12 protein-coding genes are annotated in these 15,510 nt (G+C 72.7%); 6 read left to right on the top strand and 6 right to left on the bottom strand.

The features are described from left to right. Positions 1 to 63: 63 nt before the first annotated feature. Genes BLV02_RS20735 through rhaI form a run of 4 tightly spaced genes read right to left on the bottom strand, consistent with a single transcriptional unit; the run spans position 64 to position 5,034 of the window. Positions 64 to 1,485: a rhamnulokinase gene (locus tag BLV02_RS20735; protein WP_069109940.1), complete on the bottom strand. Its 1,422-nt coding sequence runs from the start codon at positions 1,483 to 1,485 to the stop codon at positions 64 to 66. Further along, positions 1,482 to 3,518 carry a bifunctional rhamnulose-1-phosphate aldolase/short-chain dehydrogenase gene (locus BLV02_RS20730; RefSeq protein WP_069109939.1) on the bottom strand — a complete coding sequence of 679 codons (2,037 nt, stop codon included), beginning with the start codon at positions 3,516 to 3,518 and terminating at the stop codon, positions 1,482 to 1,484. Before BLV02_RS20730 ends, BLV02_RS20735 begins: the two co-directional genes overlap by 4 nt. Continuing rightward, positions 3,515 to 3,865, bottom strand: coding sequence for an L-rhamnose mutarotase (locus BLV02_RS20725; RefSeq protein WP_069110259.1), 351 nt, complete (start codon positions 3,863 to 3,865; stop codon positions 3,515 to 3,517). The genes BLV02_RS20730 and BLV02_RS20725 overlap by 4 nt, the downstream gene beginning before the upstream one ends. A 2-nt stretch (positions 3,866 to 3,867) precedes the next feature. Further along, a complete protein-coding gene (rhaI, locus tag BLV02_RS20720; protein WP_069109938.1) occupies positions 3,868 to 5,034 on the bottom strand; it encodes an L-rhamnose isomerase in 1,167 nt (388 codons plus the stop codon). Positions 5,035 to 5,159: 125 nt separating this feature from the next. Here rhaI and BLV02_RS20715 point away from each other — a divergent pair, with 125 nt between their 5' ends. Beyond that, positions 5,160 to 6,155, top strand: coding sequence for a LacI family DNA-binding transcriptional regulator (locus BLV02_RS20715; protein WP_069109937.1), 996 nt, complete (start codon positions 5,160 to 5,162; stop codon positions 6,153 to 6,155). Positions 6,156 to 6,188: 33 nt separating this feature from the next. Here the strand turns inward: BLV02_RS20715 and BLV02_RS20710 are convergent, their stop codons facing one another. Both BLV02_RS20710 and BLV02_RS20705 read right to left on the bottom strand, forming a co-directional pair. Next, on the bottom strand, positions 6,189 to 7,118 hold the full coding sequence (locus BLV02_RS20710) for a hypothetical protein (RefSeq protein WP_069109936.1): 930 nt from the start codon (positions 7,116 to 7,118) through the stop codon (positions 6,189 to 6,191). After that, positions 7,112 to 7,669, bottom strand: a complete 558-nt coding sequence (locus BLV02_RS20705) for a hypothetical protein (RefSeq protein ID WP_141711425.1) — start codon at positions 7,667 to 7,669, stop codon at positions 7,112 to 7,114. The genes BLV02_RS20710 and BLV02_RS20705 overlap by 7 nt, the downstream gene beginning before the upstream one ends. A 171-nt stretch (positions 7,670 to 7,840) precedes the next feature. Between BLV02_RS20705 and BLV02_RS35150 the strand changes: the two genes are divergently transcribed. From BLV02_RS35150 to BLV02_RS20665, 5 genes are all read left to right on the top strand, one after another. After that, complete coding sequence (locus tag BLV02_RS35150) at positions 7,841 to 10,195, top strand: 5'-nucleotidase C-terminal domain-containing protein (protein ID WP_069109934.1); 2,355 nt, start codon at positions 7,841 to 7,843, stop codon at positions 10,193 to 10,195. A gap of 102 nt (positions 10,196 to 10,297) precedes the next feature. Then, the gene (locus BLV02_RS20680; RefSeq protein ID WP_069109933.1) at positions 10,298 to 12,901 is read left to right on the top strand and encodes an ExeM/NucH family extracellular endonuclease; all 2,604 of its coding nucleotides are present in this window, start codon (positions 10,298 to 10,300) and stop codon (positions 12,899 to 12,901) included. A 230-nt stretch (positions 12,902 to 13,131) separates the two neighbouring features. Beyond that, positions 13,132 to 14,472 (top strand): dipeptidase, encoded by a 1,341-nt coding sequence (locus BLV02_RS20675; RefSeq protein WP_074946933.1) that lies wholly within the window; start codon positions 13,132 to 13,134, stop codon positions 14,470 to 14,472. Positions 14,473 to 14,482: 10 nt separating this feature from the next. Next, complete coding sequence (locus BLV02_RS20670) at positions 14,483 to 15,040, top strand: DUF1697 domain-containing protein (protein WP_069109932.1); 558 nt, start codon at positions 14,483 to 14,485, stop codon at positions 15,038 to 15,040. 32 nt (positions 15,041 to 15,072) lie between these two features. Next, positions 15,073 to 15,498, top strand: coding sequence for a hypothetical protein (locus BLV02_RS20665; RefSeq protein ID WP_069109931.1), 426 nt, complete (start codon positions 15,073 to 15,075; stop codon positions 15,496 to 15,498). The last annotated feature ends 12 nt before the right edge of the window (positions 15,499 to 15,510 follow it).

Here is a 15,510-nt window from a genome sequence, read left to right as displayed (position 1 = left end):
CGAAGCCTAACGGGCGGTCGCCGGCTCCAGGTCCACCACCGCTGTCTCGGACGGCCGGGACGATCACACGCCAGCGGGCTCGTACCGGTGCACGGCCTGGGTGGACCGCAGCAGTTCCCGCAGCGCCCACAGGTCGCCGGCGACGGCGCCGTGCGCGCGGGCCTGCACGAGCACGTTGCCCAGCGCGGTCGCCTCGACCGGCCCGGCCAGCACCGGCAGCCCGCAGGCGTCGGCCGTCAGGCGGCACAGCAGTTCGTTGCGGGCGCCGCCGCCGACCAGGTGGACGACGTCGACGGCGCGGCCGGACAGCTCGGCGGCCTGGCGGACGGTGCGCGCGTAGGCGGCGGCGAGGCTGTCGAGGATGCAGCGGACCAGCTCAGGACGGGTCTGCGGCACCCGCGACCCGCCCGCGCGCAGCACGTCGGCGATGCGGGCCGGCAGGTCGCCCGGTGGCAGGAAGACGGGGTCGTCGGGGTCGAAGACCGGGCCGCCGGGCGGCACGTCGGCGGCGGCGGCGAGCAGCGCCGGCAGGTCGGCGGGCGGGCCGGCCCGGTTCCACGTCGCGATCGACTCGCTGAGCAGCCACAGCCCCATGACGTTGCGCAGGTAGCGGACGGTGCCGTCGACGCCGCCCTCGTTGGTGAAGTTGGCGGCGCGGCCGGCCTCGGTCAGCACCGGCGCGTCCAGCTCGACGCCGACCAGCGACCACGTGCCGCAGGAGATGTAGGCGAACCGCTCGTCCGCGGCCGGCACTCCGACGACGGCGGACGCGGTGTCGTGCGACCCGACGGCGGTGACGACGGCGGATGGGTCCAGCCCGGTGTCGTCGAGCACGTCCGGCAGCAGCGGCCCGACGACGTCACCGGGCCGGCGCAGCGGCGCGAACAGGTCGCGCCGCAGCCCGAGCGCGTCGAACAGCGGCGCTGCCCACTCACCGGACCGGACGTCCAGCAGCCCGGTCGTCGACGCGTTGGTCACCTCGGTGCCCCGCACGCCGGTCAGCCAGGACGTCAGCAGGTCGGGCATGAGCAGGGCCTGTGCGGCCGTCGCGGCGGCGGGGTCGACGGCGAGCTGGTAGATCGTGTTGAACGGCAGGAACTGCAGCCCGGTGACGTCGTACAGCTCGCGTTCGCCCAGCTCGGCGTGCAGTTCCGCGGCGGCGCCGGACGTCCGCCCGTCGCGGTAGTGGTACGGGTTGCCCAGCAGCGCGCCGGACCCGTCCAGCAGGCCGTAGTCGACCGCCCACGAGTCGATGCCGATGCTGCTGAGCACCTCGCCGCCGGTGATGGCCCGGGCCGCCTGACCGAGACCGTCCAGCACGTCGCGGTACAGCCGCAGCACGTCCCAGTGCAGCCCGTCGGGCAGCCGCACCGGGACGTTGCCGAAGCGGTGCACCTCGGTGAGGTCCAGCCGCTGCGCGCTGACCCGCGCCAGCATGACCCGGCCGCTGGAAGCGCCCAGGTCGACGGCGGCGAGGGTGGTCATCGCAGGAAGGCGGCGGCGACGCCGGCGTCGACGGGGATGTGCAGGCCGGTGGTGTGGGAGAGGTGGCCGGCGGTGAGGGCGTGGACGGCGTTGGCGACGTGTTCGGGGAGGACTTCGCGTTTGAGGAGGGTGCGTTGGGCGTAGAACGCGCCGAGCTGGTCCTCGGGGACGCCGTAGACGGCGGCGCGTTGGGCGCCCCAGCCGGCGGCGAAGATCCCGGAGCCGTGGACGACGCCGTCGGGGTTGATGCCGTTGACGCGGATGCCGTGTTCACCCAACTCGGCGGCGAGGAGGCGGACCTGGTGGGCCTGGTCGGCTTTGGTGGCGCCGTAGGCGACGTTGTTCGGCCCGGCGAACACACCGTTCTTGGAGGCGATGTAGACGATGTCGCCGCCGAGGCCCTGGTCGATCATGATGCGGGCGGCTTCGCGCGAGACGAGGAACGAGCCGCGGGCCATGACGTCGTGCTGCAGGTCCCACTCCGCGGCCGACGTGTCGAGCAGTGGTTTGGAGATGGACAGGCCGGCGTTGTTGACGACCAGGTCGACCCCGCCGAACGCCAGCACCGCGTCCTGGAACGCGGCGGCGATCTGCTCCTCCGACGTGACGTCCACGGTCACCGCCACCGCGGTGTCGCTGCTGCCGATGCTTTCGGCGACTTCGGTGGCGGCGTGGGTGTTGAGGTCGGCGACGATGACGCAGGCGCCGTCGGCGGCCAGGCGCTCGGCGATGGCCTTCCCGATCCCCGACCCCGCCCCGGTCACGAACGCGACCCGGGTGGCGAGCGGTTTCGGCGCCGGCATCCGGGCGAGTTTGGCTTCTTCCAGCGCCCAGTACTCGATGCGGAACTTCTCCGCCTCGTCGATCGGAGCGTAGGTGGACACGGCTTCCGCGCCGCGCATCACGTTGATCGCGTTGACGTAGAACTCGCCGGCCACCCGCGCGGTCTGCTTGTCCTTGCCGTAGGAGAACATCCCCACCCCCGGCACCAGCACGATCGCCGGGTCCGCACCCCGCATCGCCGGGCTGTCCGGCGTGGCGTGCCGGTGGTAGTAGGCGGCGTACTCGTCGCGGTAGGCCGCGTGCAGCACCCGCAACCGGTCCACCACCTCATCCACGGGCGCGGCCGGGGGGAGGTCGAGGACCAGCGGGCGGACCTTGGTGCGCAGGAAATGGTCCGGGCACGACGTCCCCAGCTCGGCCAGCGCCGGGTGCTTCTCGCGGGACAGGAAGTCCAGCACGGTGTCGGTGTCGGTGAAGTGCCCCACCTGCGCCCGGTCCGTCGACACCAGCCCCCGCAGGATCGGCGCGAGCGCCGCCGCCCGCGCTCGCCGCTCGGCCGCCGGGAGCGGGCCGTAGCCGTCCACGACCGGGCCGAACGGGTCCGGGCGGCCGCGCTCGGCCAGGAACGCCTCCGCCGTGCGGATCATCCACAGCGAGTTCGCCTCACACTCACCGCTGGTGGCGCCCCACGCGGTGATCCCGTGCCCGCCCAGCACACACCCCACCGCCCCCGGATGCGCCGCCTTGATGGCAGCGATGTCCAGGCCGAGCTGGAACCCCGGCCGCCGCCACGGCACCCACACCACCCGATCGCCGAAACACTCCTTCGTCAACGCCTCCCCGTCGGCCGCCGTCGCCAACGCGATCCCGGAATCCGGGTGCAGATGATCCACATGCGGCGCGTCCACCAGGGCGTGCATCGCGGTGTCGATCGACGGGGCCGCGCCGCCCCTGCCGTGCAGGCAGAAGTCGAACGCCGCGACCAGCTCGTCCTCCCGCTCCACCCCCGGATACACCTCCACCAGCGCGCGCACCCGGTCCAGCCGCAACACCGCCAACCCCGCCTCCGTCAACGTGCCCAGGTCACCACCGGAGCCCTTCACCCACAGCAGCTCGACGTCGCCGCCGGTGACCGGGTCGACCGCGGTGCCCTTGGCCGACGTGTTCCCACCCGCATAATTCGTGTTCCGCGGATCCGACCCCAGCCGGTTGCTCCGCTCGATCAACTCGGTGACGGCAGGGTTGCTCATCGGTCCTCTTCTCGGGGGACGGCGGCCAGTTGGTCGTCGAGGTTGAAGGCTTCGTCGAGGTAGCGCCAGTTCTCGTCCGGGCGGGCGCCGTGGGTGAACAGCTGGGCCATCTCGTCCTGCCAGCGGCGGTTGACGTCGGTGGCCTGCATGGCGGCCTGAGCAGCGTCGAGATCGTCGACCTCGGCGTAGCCGACCAGCAGGCCGTCGTCGCCGACGAAGATCGAGTAGTGGCGCCAGCCGGCGTCGTGCAGCGCCGCCAGCAGCTCCGGCCAGACCTCCGCGTGCCGTCGGCGGTACTCGTCGAGCTTGTCGGGGCGGACCTGCGACACGAAGCAGTACCGCGGCATCGTCAGGCCCCCCAACCGGCCTGGGCGCCGCCGACCCGCCCGGCGCTGATCGACTCGAAGTAGCCGGAGCGCTGGTACGCGGCGATGGGGTCGGGGTCGAGGCCCTGCTCGTCGCGCAGCGTGGCCAGCAGCGGGCGGACGTCGGTGTTGTAGGCGTCCATGAGCACCGCGTTGGCGCCGAGCACGTCGCCGTCGGCCTGCGCCTTGGCCAGCGCGTCGGCGTCGACCAGCAGCGCCTTGGCCAGCGCCTCCTGGACGTTGAGCACCGAGCGGATGACCGCCGGGATCTTCGGCTCGATGTTGTGGCACTGGTCGAGCATGAAGTTGACGTGCGACTCGGGCCGGTGCGCGTCCTGCGCGACGATCTCGTGCAGGATGCGGAACAGCTGGAACGGGTCGGCGGCGCCGACCATGAGGTCGTCGTCGGCATAGAACCGGGAGTTGAAGTCGAACGCCCCGAGCCGGCCGGCCCGCAGCAGCATCATCACGATGAACTCGATGTTCGTGCCGGGTGCGTGGTGGCCGGTGTCGAGCACGACGGTCGCGCGGTCGCCGAGCGCCAGGCAGTGCGTCAGCGACGTGCCCCAGTCGGGGATGTCGGTGGCGTAGAACGCGGGCTCGAAGAACTTGTACTCGAGCAGCATGCGGTGGTCGTCGTCGAGCGCGGCGTAGATGGTGCCCAGCGACTCGGCCAGCCGCTCCTGGCGGTCGCGCAGGGAGTCTTGGCCGGGGTAGTTGAGGCCGTCGGCGAGCCAGATCTTGAGGTCGGTCGAGCCGGTGGCGCGCAGGACGTCGATGCAGCGCAGGTGGTGGTCGACGGCCTTGGCGCGGACCCCGGGGTCGGGGTTGGCCAGCGAGCCGAGCTTGTAGTCGTCGTCCTGGAAGACGTTGCTGTTGATGGCCCCGATCTCGACGCCGACGTCGCGGGCGTGCGCGGCCAGCTCGGCGAAGTCGTCGACGAGGTCCCACGGGATGTGCAGGGACACCCGCGGCGCCGCGCCGGTGTAGCGGTGCACCTGGGCGGCGTCGGCGATCTTCTCGAACGGGTCGCGCGGCACGCCTGGCTGGCCGAAGACCTTGAACCGGGTGCCGGAGTTGGCGAACGCCCAGGAGGCGGTCTCGACCCCCAGCCCGCGGACGGCCGCTCTGACCTCGTCGTGGGTTCTCATCTGCTGCCTCCAGCAAGCCGTCTTTGAACCGATTCAGCCCTCGTCAAGTTACGCGGTCCGGCGGCGGCGCGTCAACCGGGGCGGGACGCCGCTGGGGCCGCCGGCCCAGCCGGTAAGCTGCGGCGATGGGTGGAGCCCCGAACATCCGCGAGGTGGCGCTGCGGGCCGGTGTGTCGGTGGGCACGGTGTCGAACGTCCTCAACCGGCCGGAGCTGGTCGCCGAGCCGACCCGCGAGCGCGTCTACGCCGCCATCGCCGAGCTGGGCTTCGTCCGCAACGACTCCGCCCGGCAGCTGCGGGTCGGCCGCAGCCGCACCCTCGGTCTCGTCGTGCTGGACGTCGCGAACCCGTTCTTCACCGACGTCGCCCGCGGCGTCGAGGACGCCGCGAACCAGCACGGGCTCGCCGTCATCCTGTGCAACACCGACGAGGACCCGGTCAAGGAGGCCTCGCACCTCGATCTACTCGCCGAGATGCGGGTGCAGGGCGTGCTGATCAACCCGATCGACACCGACGGGCGCATCGCCGCGCTGCGCGACCGCGGCATCCCGGTGGTGCTGTTCGACCGGCGCGGCGACCCCGCGCGCGAGTGCTCCGTCGCCGTCGACGACGTGCTCGGCGGGCGGCTCGCCGCGACCCACCTGATCGAGACCGGCCACCGCACCATCCAGTTCGTCGGCGGGCCGCTGACGCTGCAGCAGGTGCAGGAACGCTACGAGGGCGCGTCCGCGGTCGTGGCGGCGCGCGACGACGTCGAGCTGACCGTCCTGACGACGACGGCGCTCAACGTGGCCGCCGGGCGCGCGGCCGGCGACCGGCTGGCCGCGGACCGCGACGTGCTGCCGTCGGCGGTGTTCTGCGCCAACGACCTGGTCGCGCTGGGCGTGCTCCAGGCGCTGACGCACGCGGGGCTGCGGGTGCCGCACGACGTCGCGATCGTCGGCTACGACGACATCGACTTCGCCGCTGCCGCTGCCGTCCCGCTGTCGTCGGTGCGCCAGCCCCGCCAACAGCTCGGCCGGACGGCGGCGGAACTGCTGCTCGCCGAGACGACGGAGCAGGAGCACGAGCACCGGCAGGTCGTGTTCGAGCCGGAACTCATCGTCCGCGACTCGTCCTGACGCGGTGGCCGGCCGCCTTGCGCCGACCGGCTGCTAGTCCTCGACGATGGCCTGGATCTCGGCCACCGGGATGGGCGTGGCCTGCCACGGTGTCTCGAACACCACCGGCACGCCGGGGATGTCCATGACCGTGCCGTTGAACTCGAACCGCACCGTGTAGACCAGCCGCGCCTGACCCTCGTACGCCGGCTGGCCGTCGACCGTCGCGGTGCCGTCGACCGACGCCTTGGGGTAGACGTAGGTGCAGGCGTCGCTCTGGGCGACGGTGAACGGGCAGGTCAGCGTGGCCGAGCCGTCGCCGGGCTGGACCTCGAGGCGTTCCGGCGTGGCGATGGCGACCAGTCCGGCCGCCGACGTGCCGGTGATCTCGCCGTCGGTGGCGCCCTCGGCCCAGTACCAGGTGTCGAGCGTGACGTACGCGCGCTGCGGCGGGTTGAAGGCCAGCTCGAAGTCGGGCGCCACCAGCGCGCCGAAGGCCTGGATGGCCTCCTGTTCCCAGTTGATGACGTCTTCGGGTGGGTCGAGCCAGAGGTACTCGTTGCTGACGAGCGCCTCCTCGGGCGGCTGCGTGAAGCAGGCCTGGTTGGCGTAGACGGCGTCCTCGGGCGCGTCGGCCGGCTTCTCGGGCCAGTCCTCCTCGTCGGGCGCGGACGGCGGCGGGCTGAAGACGTAGCAGCTCAGTTCGCCGTCGCAGAAGGACCAGTCGTAGTTGAACTGCTCTTCGCGGCCGAGGTAGCACTCGGGCTCGGTGTTGCCGTCGCCGCCGCCATCGCCGTCGTCGCCGTCTTCACCACCGTCGTCGCCGGTGCAGGTGTTGATGTACTCCCAGACGCCGGGGCTGGTCTCGACGTGCTGGATGCAGTCGTCGGCGGCCGCGGGGGCGACCTGCACGGCGGTGATCACCATGGTGCCCACCACGGTGACGGCCGCGAGCAGCAGGCCGGTGAGCCGGCGGGTCAGCATGAGACGTCGCCCTCCACTTCGATCGGGTCGCCGATCAGCCATGAGTCGTCGAGGAACAGCAGCTGGAACTGCACGGGATAGACCGTGGGCTTGTCGGGGTTGACCGGGAGCGGCTCGCCGTTCTGTGACCCCACCCATGCGCCGTCGTCGACGCACGAGGTGACGGTGCCCGCCTCGCCGTCGATCGAAACCGTGGTGTCGTACACACGTGGCTCGCCGGTGAAGGTGATGCCCTCTTGCTCGTACGTGCGCGCGGTCTGCTGGTGCAGCGCGATGGTCGACTCGGTGGCCACACCGGCGAACGCGTCGGGGCTGTCGTCGGGGCCGTTGACCGACTGGATGCGGGCGTCCCAGTACCGCTCGTACGCGTCGAGCGCGGCCGCCTCGGCGTCCTGACCCGCGGCGGGGTCGCCGGACGGCTCGTTCGTCGGCGCCGCCGTGGGGGTGTCGTCGAGACCGGCCGGCTCGTCGCCGCCGGACGAGCACGCGGCGAGCACCGCGACGGCGGCCGCGGCGGCCAGCGTGCGGGCGAGGATCGAGGGCGTCGTCACGACCCCGACCATAACGGAGCCGACCGACAGCGTGTCACGAATACATCTCGACGCCCGGACCTGTTGACGGGCGGCCGGGGTCACGACCAGCCTGTGCCGTGGCGTATGCCCTCCGTTCACCCTGCGGAGGTAGCGTCACCGCCGTCAAACTGCCATGTAGGGGGTAGAAATATGCGCCTGAACAGGCGTTTCCACCGTGCCCTGGGCGCAGCTGCCGCCCTGGGGCTGACGGGGGTCGGGCTCAGCGCCGTCCCCGCGCAGGCTGCCGAGGTCCAGATCGACGTACTCGGCATCAACGACTTCCACGGCCGCATCAGCGCCGACGGTCAGGCCGCGGGCGCCGCAGTGCTCGCGGGCGCCGTCGCCGAGGTCAGCGGCCCGAACACCGTCTTCGCGGCCGCGGGCGACCTCATCGGCGCGTCGACGTTCACCTCGTTCATCCAGCAGGACAACCCGACGATCGACGCGCTGAGCGACGCCGGACTGGACGTCAGCGCCGTTGGCAACCACGAGTTCGACCAGGGCTACTGCGACCTCGTCGACCGCGTCATCCCGCGGGCGGGATGGGAGTACATCGGCGCCAACGTGACGGTCGCCGACGGCGCCACCACCGGCTGCGAGACGGCCAACGAGATCGCGCCCACGTGGACCGAGACGTTCGACGACGTCACCGTCGGCTTCGTCGGCGCGGTCACCGAGCACCTGCCCGAGCTGGTCAGCCCCAGCGGCATCGAGGCACTCGAGGTCGGCGACATCGTCGAGGCGACCAACGCCTCCGCCGCCGAGCTGAAGGCCGACGGCGCCGACATCGTCGTGCTGCTCGTCCACGAGGGCGCCGCCACGACCTCCGTCGAGTCCGCCACCGACCCGGCCAGCGACTTCGGCACGATCGTCACCGGCGTGAGCGCCGACGTCGACGCCATCGTCTCCGGCCACACGCACCTCGCGTACAACCACGCGATCGAGGTGCCGGAGTGGGCCGGCCGCGAGGTCACCACCCGCCCGGTCGTCAGCGCGGGCCAGTACGGCTACAACCTCAACAAGATCAGCTTCACCTACGACACCGAGGCCGGCGCGGTCGCGGAGGTCACCTCCGACATCATCCCGCTGACCGAGCTGGACGAGAACGACGAGTGGCAGCCGCTGTTCCCGGCTGACGAGGCGATCGCCGAGGACGTCGCGGCCGCCGAGGCCGCGGCCGAGGAACTGGGCGCCGAGCCGCTCGGCGACATCACCGCCGACTTCAACCGCGCCGCCCAGAACCCGACCGAGGAGAACCCGGCGCCGGAGAACCGCGGCGGCGAGTCCACGCTGGGCAACTTCGTCGCCGACGTCCAGCTGGCGGCGGCGCAGGTGACCGACGCGCAGACGCAGATCGCGTTCATGAACCCGGGCGGCCTGCGCGCCGACCTGAAGTTCCTGGGCACCGGCGAGAAGGACCCGGACGGCAACGTCTCCTACCAGGAGGCGGCGCTGGTCCAGCCGTTCGCCAACACGCTCGTCACCACCACGCTGACCGGCGAGCAGATCGCCCAGGTGCTGGAGGAGCAGTGGCAGCCCGCGGGCGCCTCGCGGCCGTTCCTCAAGCTGGGCGTGTCGGCCGGCCTGACCTACACCTACGACCCGGCCGGCGCCGCGGGTGAGCGCATCACGACGGTCGAGCTGAACGGCGAGCCGGTCGACCCGGCCGGTGAGTACCGCGTGGTCGTCAACTCGTTCCTGTCCTCCGGCGGCGACAACTTCGCCACCCTGGCGCAGGGCAGCAACCCGACCGACACCGGCCAGGTCGACCTGCAGGCCATGGTGTCGTACCTGGGCGAGAACTCGCCGGCCTCGCCGGACCTCGCGCAGCGGGCCGTCGGCGTCAGCTGGGTGTCCGACCCCGAGGCCGTCTACGAGAGCGGCGACGAGATCGCCGTCGACCTGTCGTCGCTGCTGTTCAGCAACGGCGAGCCGGTCGACGCGACGGCGACGGTGACGCTGGCGGGCCAGGAGGTCGGCAAGGTCGACGTCGACCCCGCCATCGTCGACACCACCGACGAGGTCGGCCGCGCGCAGGTCCGCGTCACGGTCCCGGCGGTCACGGCCGACTCCGCGAAGGCGGCGGAGGAGACGACCCTCGTGGTCGAGCTGCCCGAGACCGGCACGACCGTCACCCTGCCGGTGACGGTCGACTTCGGCGACGACCCCGGCACCGACGACGGTGACGAGAACGGCGACGACAACGGCGCCGAGGACGGTGGCGACGAGAACGGCACCGACGACGGCACCGACAGCGGCGCCGAGAACGGCGGCGACCAGAACGGCGCCGACGAGAACGGCGCCGACGAGAACGGGTCCGACGACGGCACCGACAGCGGCGCCGACGACGGCACCGAGAACGGCGACGAGCTGCCCGACACCGGTTCGTCCGGCGTGCTGTGGTGGGTCATCGGCGGCGTCGTGGTGCTCGCACTCGGCGGCGGCCTGTTCGCCCTCTCGCGGCGCAAGGGCGCCGGCACCGGCTCCGGCACTCCGGAGGCCTGACGGCCGCACCGGCCGAGCAACACCGGCCGTGGCGCCCCGCCCACCCGGCGGGGCGCCACGTCACCCCCGAGGTCCGATCCCTCGACCCGAAAGGTGCGTTCGATGCAGTCGACCCGACGTCCTCTCCGCTGGCTCGCGGCGGTCGCCGCGGCCGGCCTGGCCGGCGCGAGCCTGGCCGCGGCACCCGTCCTGTCGGCCGGCGCGGCCGAAGGCGACCCGTTCATCAGCGAGCTCCACTACGACAACGCCGGCGCCGACACCGGCGAGGCGATCGAGATCCAGGCCGACCCGGGCACCGACCTCACCGGCTGGCAGCTCGTCCTCTACAACGGCAACGGCGGCGCTCCGTACAACACCCGCACGCTCAGCGGCGTCGTCCCGGCGGCGGGTGTGGTCGTCGCGACGTATCCCACCGACGGCATCCAGAACGGCTCGCCCGACGGCATCGCGCTGGTCCGCCCCGACGGCACCGTCGCGGAGTTCCTCTCCTACGAGGGCGGCATGACGGCGGTCGGCGGCCCGGCGAACGGCATGGCAGCCGTCGACATCGGCGTCTCCGAGGCCAGCTCGACGCCGGTCGGGCAGTCCCTGCAGAAGGTCCAGGGCGCCTGGACGGGCCCGCTGGCGAACACGTTCGGCGCCGTCAACGGCGGCGACCCCGACCCGGACCCGGATCCCGAACCGGCCACGATCGCGCAGATCCAGGGCACCGGCGCCGACTCCCCGCTGGCCGGCACGACCGTCGTCACCAGCGGCGTCGTCACGGCCACCTACCCGAGCGGCGGCTTCGGCGGCTACTACGTCCAGACGCCGGGCAGCGGCGGCGACGCGGCGCGGACGGCGTCCGACGCGGTGTTCGTCTTCTCGCCGTCGACCGCGGGCCAGGTCGAGATCGGCGACCACGTCCGCGTCACCGGCGAGGTCAAGGAGTACTTCGGCCTGACCGAGATCGAGCTGTCCGCCGACGGGCTGGAGACGCTCACCGAGCCGGCCGAGGCCGTCAAGCCGGTGCCGTTCACGCTGCCCGCGACGGAGGCCGGCCGCGAGGTCTACGAGGGCATGCTGGTCCGCCCGGCCGAGGGCTACGTCGTCTCGGACACGTTCGCGCTGGGCGGCTGGGGCAGCAGCGCGTTCGGCTCGATCGGCCTGGGCTTCGGCGGCCCGCTGGTGCAGGAGACCGAGGTCGCGGCGCCCGGCTCGCCGGAGTTCGACGAGGCGGTCGCGGCGAACGCGGCCCGCGCCGTCACGCTCGACGACGGCCAGTCCAACCGGACGGCGACCAGCAGCCAGGTGCCGTACCTCACGAACGCCGACCCGGCCCGCACCGGCGCCGGCGTCACGTTCCAGGACGACGTGATCTTCGACTTCCGGTTCCAGTGGAACTTCCAGCCCACCTCGCCGATCACCGGGCCCGCGCCCGACGTCGTCACGTTCGGCACCGGCAACACCCGCGAGGCCAACGCCGAGCCGGTGGCGGTGGGCGGCGACCTGAAGATCTCGGCGTTCAACGTGCTGAACTACTTCACCACGCTGGGCGCCGACCTCCCCGGCTGCGAGGCGTTCACCGACCGCGCCGGCACCCCGATCACCGTCTCCGGCGGCTGCGACGCCCGCGGCGCCTGGGACGCGACGAACCTCGAGCGGCAGGAGGCGAAGATCGTCGCGGCCATCAACGGCCTCGGCGCCGACGTCGTCTCGCTGCAGGAGATCGAGAACTCGGCCGTGTTCGGCCAGGACCGCGACGTCGCGCTGGCCACGCTGGTCGACGCGCTCAACGCCGACGCCGGCGCAGGCACCTGGGCGTTCGTGCCGTCGCCGGCCGCGCTGCCGACGGACGAGGACGTCATCCGCACCGCGTTCATCTACCGGACGGCGGCGGTCGAGCCGGTCGGCGAGTCGGTCATCCTCATCGACGACCCGGCCTTCCACAACGCCCGCGAGCCGCTGGCGCAGGAGTTCCGGACGCTCGCCACCGGCTACGAGTTCAACGCCATCGTCAACCACTTCAAGTCCAAGGGCGGCGACTGCGGCGACCTGCCGGAGGGCTGCTTCGACGCCGACCGGACGGCGCAGGCGCAGGCCCTGGTGGCGTTCGCCGGCGAGCGGGCCGCGGCGACCGGCACCGACGACGCGTTCCTGCTCGGCGACTTCAACTCCTACAGCGGCGAGAACCCGATGCAGGCGCTGTACGACGCGGGCTACACCGACCTCAACAACGAGTACGCCGGCGAGCACACCTACGTGTTCGACGGCAAGGTCGGCTCGCTGGACCACGTCCTGGCCAGCCCGTCGGTCAGCGACGCCGGACTGGTCACCGGCGCCGACGTGTGGAACATCAACTCGGTGGAGTCGGTGCTGTTCGAGTACTCGCGGTTCAACTACTTCGCCAGCGAGCTGTTCCAGCCGGGCACCGTCTACCGGGCCAGCGACCACGACCCGATCCTGGTCGGCGTCCAGACGCCGGTCACATTCGACGGCCTGCGCTCGGTGGTGGAGGACTACGCCGCCGACGGCACCGTCAACCGGTCGCAGGCGGCCCAGCTGCTCGCGCACCTGTCGACCGCCGAGCGGCTGGCCGGCCGCGGCCTGACCGCTGCCGCCGCCACGTCGCTGGACCGGTTCGTCGCGGTGGCCGAGCGGGTGAGCGACGCGGACGCCCGCGCCACGCTCGTCGCGGCCGCCGAGAGGCTGCGCGAGCAGCTCTGACGCCCGCGCACCACGGGAGCCGCCGCCCGGTCGCGGGCGGCGGCTTCCGCGTGGTCGTCTGGTGCGGCGCCGTCCCCCGCCCGCAGACCCCCTTTGCAATGAGCACCTCGACGCACCGGTGCGTAGAGGTGCTCATTGCAAAGGGGCCCCGACCTCCTCCCGTGCTCGGCTTCGGCGGGGCGAGCCGGTCGCACTCCCGGCTGTCGGCGGGGGCACCTAGAGTGTCCGGCATGACCGATCTCCGTGCCGCCGTCGAGGCCGTCCTCCCGTCCGTGCGCGCCGACCTCGAGCGGCTGGTGCGCATCCCCAGCGTCAGCGCCGACCCGGCCCGGGCCGGCGACGTCCTCGCCAGCGCGGAGGCGGTGGCCGAGCTGGCCCGCGGCGCCGGAGCCGCCCAGGCCGACGTCGTCAGTGCGGCCGGTGGGCGGCCCGCCGTCATCGCCAGCTGGCCGGCACCGGAGGGTGCGCCCACCGTCCTGCTGTACGCCCACCACGACGTGCAGCCGACGGGGCCGCGGGACGGCTGGACCAGCGACCCGTTCGAGCCGGTCGAGCACGACGGCCGGCTGTTCGGCCGCGGCGTCTCCGACGACAAGGCCGGCGTCGCCACGCACATCGGGGCGCTGCGCGCGTTCGACGGCCGCCCGCCGGTCGGGGTGGTGCTGTTCGTCGAGGGCGAGGAAGAGATCGGCTCGCCCACGTTCACGCCGTTCCTCGAGGCCCACCGCGACCGCCTGTCCGCCGACGTCATCGTCGTCGCCGACTCCGCGAACTGGACCGCCGAGGTCCCCGCGCTCACCACCAGCCTGCGCGGCGGCGTCGACTGCCTGGTCACGCTGCGGGTGCTGGAGAAGTCGGTGCACTCCGGCGCGTTCGGCGGCCCGGTCATCGACGCGCTCACCGCGCTGACCCGGCTGCTGGCCACGCTGCACGACGACAAGGGCGACGTCGCCATCGCCGGGCTGGTCACCACCGACGCGGCCGACGTCGACTACCCCGAAGAGCGGTTCCGCGCCGACGCCGGTGTCCTCGACGGCGTGCAGCTGATGGGCAGCGGCTCGCTGCTCGACCGCCTGTGGACCCGCCCCACCGCGTCGGTGCTGGCCATCGACGCGCCGGCGGTCGCCGACGCCGCGAACATCCTGGTACATGAGGCGCGCGCCAAGGTCAGCGTCCGCATCGCGCCCGACCAGGACCCGCGGGCCGCGCTCGACGCGCTGGAGGCGCACCTGCGCGAGCATGTCGAGTTCGGCGTCCAGATCGAGATCACCGAGGGCATGCTCGGCGGCGGCTGCGCCCTGCCGACGGAGGGCCCGGTCGTCGAGGCGGCCGAGGCGGCGCTCACCGAGGCGTTCGGCGTCGCGTCGGTGCGTACCGGCATGGGCGGCTCCATCCCGTTCATCGCCGAGTTCGAGCAGACCTTCCCCGACGCGACCGTCCTGGTCACCGGCATGGGCGACCCTCTCAGCGGCCCGCACGGCCTGAACGAGAGCCTCGACCTCGCGATGTTCGCCAAGGGCTGCCTGGCCGAGACGCTGCTGCTCGACCGGCTGGCCCGGCTGCCGCGGTAGGGGCGGGCCGGTGTCGCGGCACGTCGCGCTGCTCCGGGGTATCAACGTCGGCGGCAAGAACAAGGTCGTCATGGCCGAGCTGCGCGAGCTCGTCGCGGGGCTCGGCCACACCGACGTCGCCACCTACATCAACAGCGGCAACGTCGTCTTCGCCAGCGGCACGCAGGGCGCCGGGCGCGAGGAGCTCGAGGCGGCCATCGAGGGCGCCATCCGCGACGACCTCGGCCTCGACATCGCCGTGCTGGTCCGCACCCACGACGAGCTGGTGGCCGCCGTCGATGCCAACCCGTTCCCCGGCGCCGAGCCCAACCGCCTGCTGCTGAGCTTCCTGCGCACGCAGCCCGACGCGGAGCGCTACGCGGCCGCCGGACGGGTCGAGTCCGGCGCCGACGAGTTCCGCCTCGTCGGCACCACGCTGTACCTGCACGTGCCCGGCGGCGCCGGACGCAGCAAGCTGGCGGCGGCGCTGAGCCGGCCGGCGCTCGGCGTGGCGACGTCACGGAATCTGGCCACTGTCCGCACGTTGGTGCAACTGTCACAAGAGCCGGGAAACCGTCGTTCGGACTGAACGACGGCCGCCGTCGCTGTCAGACTGCGGCCATGGAGAACGAGGCCATCCTGCTGCAGGTGCGCGACGGCGATCTGGTCGGCGTCGGCTCCTGGGTCTACGTGTGGCTGCGGGCGGGCGCCGACCGCCCGGTCGTCTACGCCGGCAGCACCGGCGTGCCCCCGGTGGTGCGCACCTGGCTGCACCTGCACGACACCGACCCCGACGTCGGCCGGCTGCTGGCGCGCTATCCCGACGTCGCGCGCGACCCGCTGGACGTGCTCGCGTTCTCCGTACCGCCCCGCCTGCACCGTGCTGCCGTTAAGGCGGCGCTGGTCGACCGGCTGGAATCCCGCGGGCTGCTGTCCGACCGGTACGTCGGCGACCCGCCCGGCCTGCTCACCTCGAACGGCGCCGTCGCGCCCGCCGTCGACTGGATGGTCGGGCAGGTGGTCGCGCACACCGGCGTCAGCGACTGACGGCGGCCACCC

The organism is Jiangella alba (assembly GCF_900106035.1).
GTDB lineage: Bacteria > Actinomycetota > Actinomycetes > Jiangellales > Jiangellaceae > Jiangella > Jiangella alba.
The sequence above is the reverse complement of the archived record's forward strand: the minus strand, read 5'-3'. Positions and strand labels throughout refer to the sequence as shown.

Excerpts from the sequence above, each read along its gene's own strand:
- BLV02_RS20735 (WP_069109940.1), bottom strand. The coding sequence starts at position 1,485 with ATGACCACCCTCGCCGCCGTCGACCTGGGCGCTTCCAGCGGCCGGGTC.
- BLV02_RS20730 (WP_069109939.1), bottom strand. The coding sequence starts at position 3,518 with ATGAGCAACCCTGCCGTCACCGAGTTGATCGAGCGGAGCAACCGGCTG.
- BLV02_RS20725 (WP_069110259.1), bottom strand. The coding sequence starts at position 3,865 with ATGCCGCGGTACTGCTTCGTGTCGCAGGTCCGCCCCGACAAGCTCGAC.
- rhaI (WP_069109938.1), bottom strand. The coding sequence starts at position 5,034 with ATGAGAACCCACGACGAGGTCAGAGCGGCCGTCCGCGGGCTGGGGGTC.
- BLV02_RS20715 (WP_069109937.1), top strand. The coding sequence starts at position 5,160 with ATGGGTGGAGCCCCGAACATCCGCGAGGTGGCGCTGCGGGCCGGTGTG.
- BLV02_RS20710 (WP_069109936.1), bottom strand. The coding sequence starts at position 7,118 with ATGCTGACCCGCCGGCTCACCGGCCTGCTGCTCGCGGCCGTCACCGTG.
- BLV02_RS35150 (WP_069109934.1), top strand. The coding sequence starts at position 7,841 with ATGCGCCTGAACAGGCGTTTCCACCGTGCCCTGGGCGCAGCTGCCGCC.
- BLV02_RS20680 (WP_069109933.1), top strand. The coding sequence starts at position 10,298 with ATGCAGTCGACCCGACGTCCTCTCCGCTGGCTCGCGGCGGTCGCCGCG.
- BLV02_RS20675 (WP_074946933.1), top strand. The coding sequence starts at position 13,132 with ATGACCGATCTCCGTGCCGCCGTCGAGGCCGTCCTCCCGTCCGTGCGC.
- BLV02_RS20665 (WP_069109931.1), top strand. The coding sequence starts at position 15,073 with ATGGAGAACGAGGCCATCCTGCTGCAGGTGCGCGACGGCGATCTGGTC.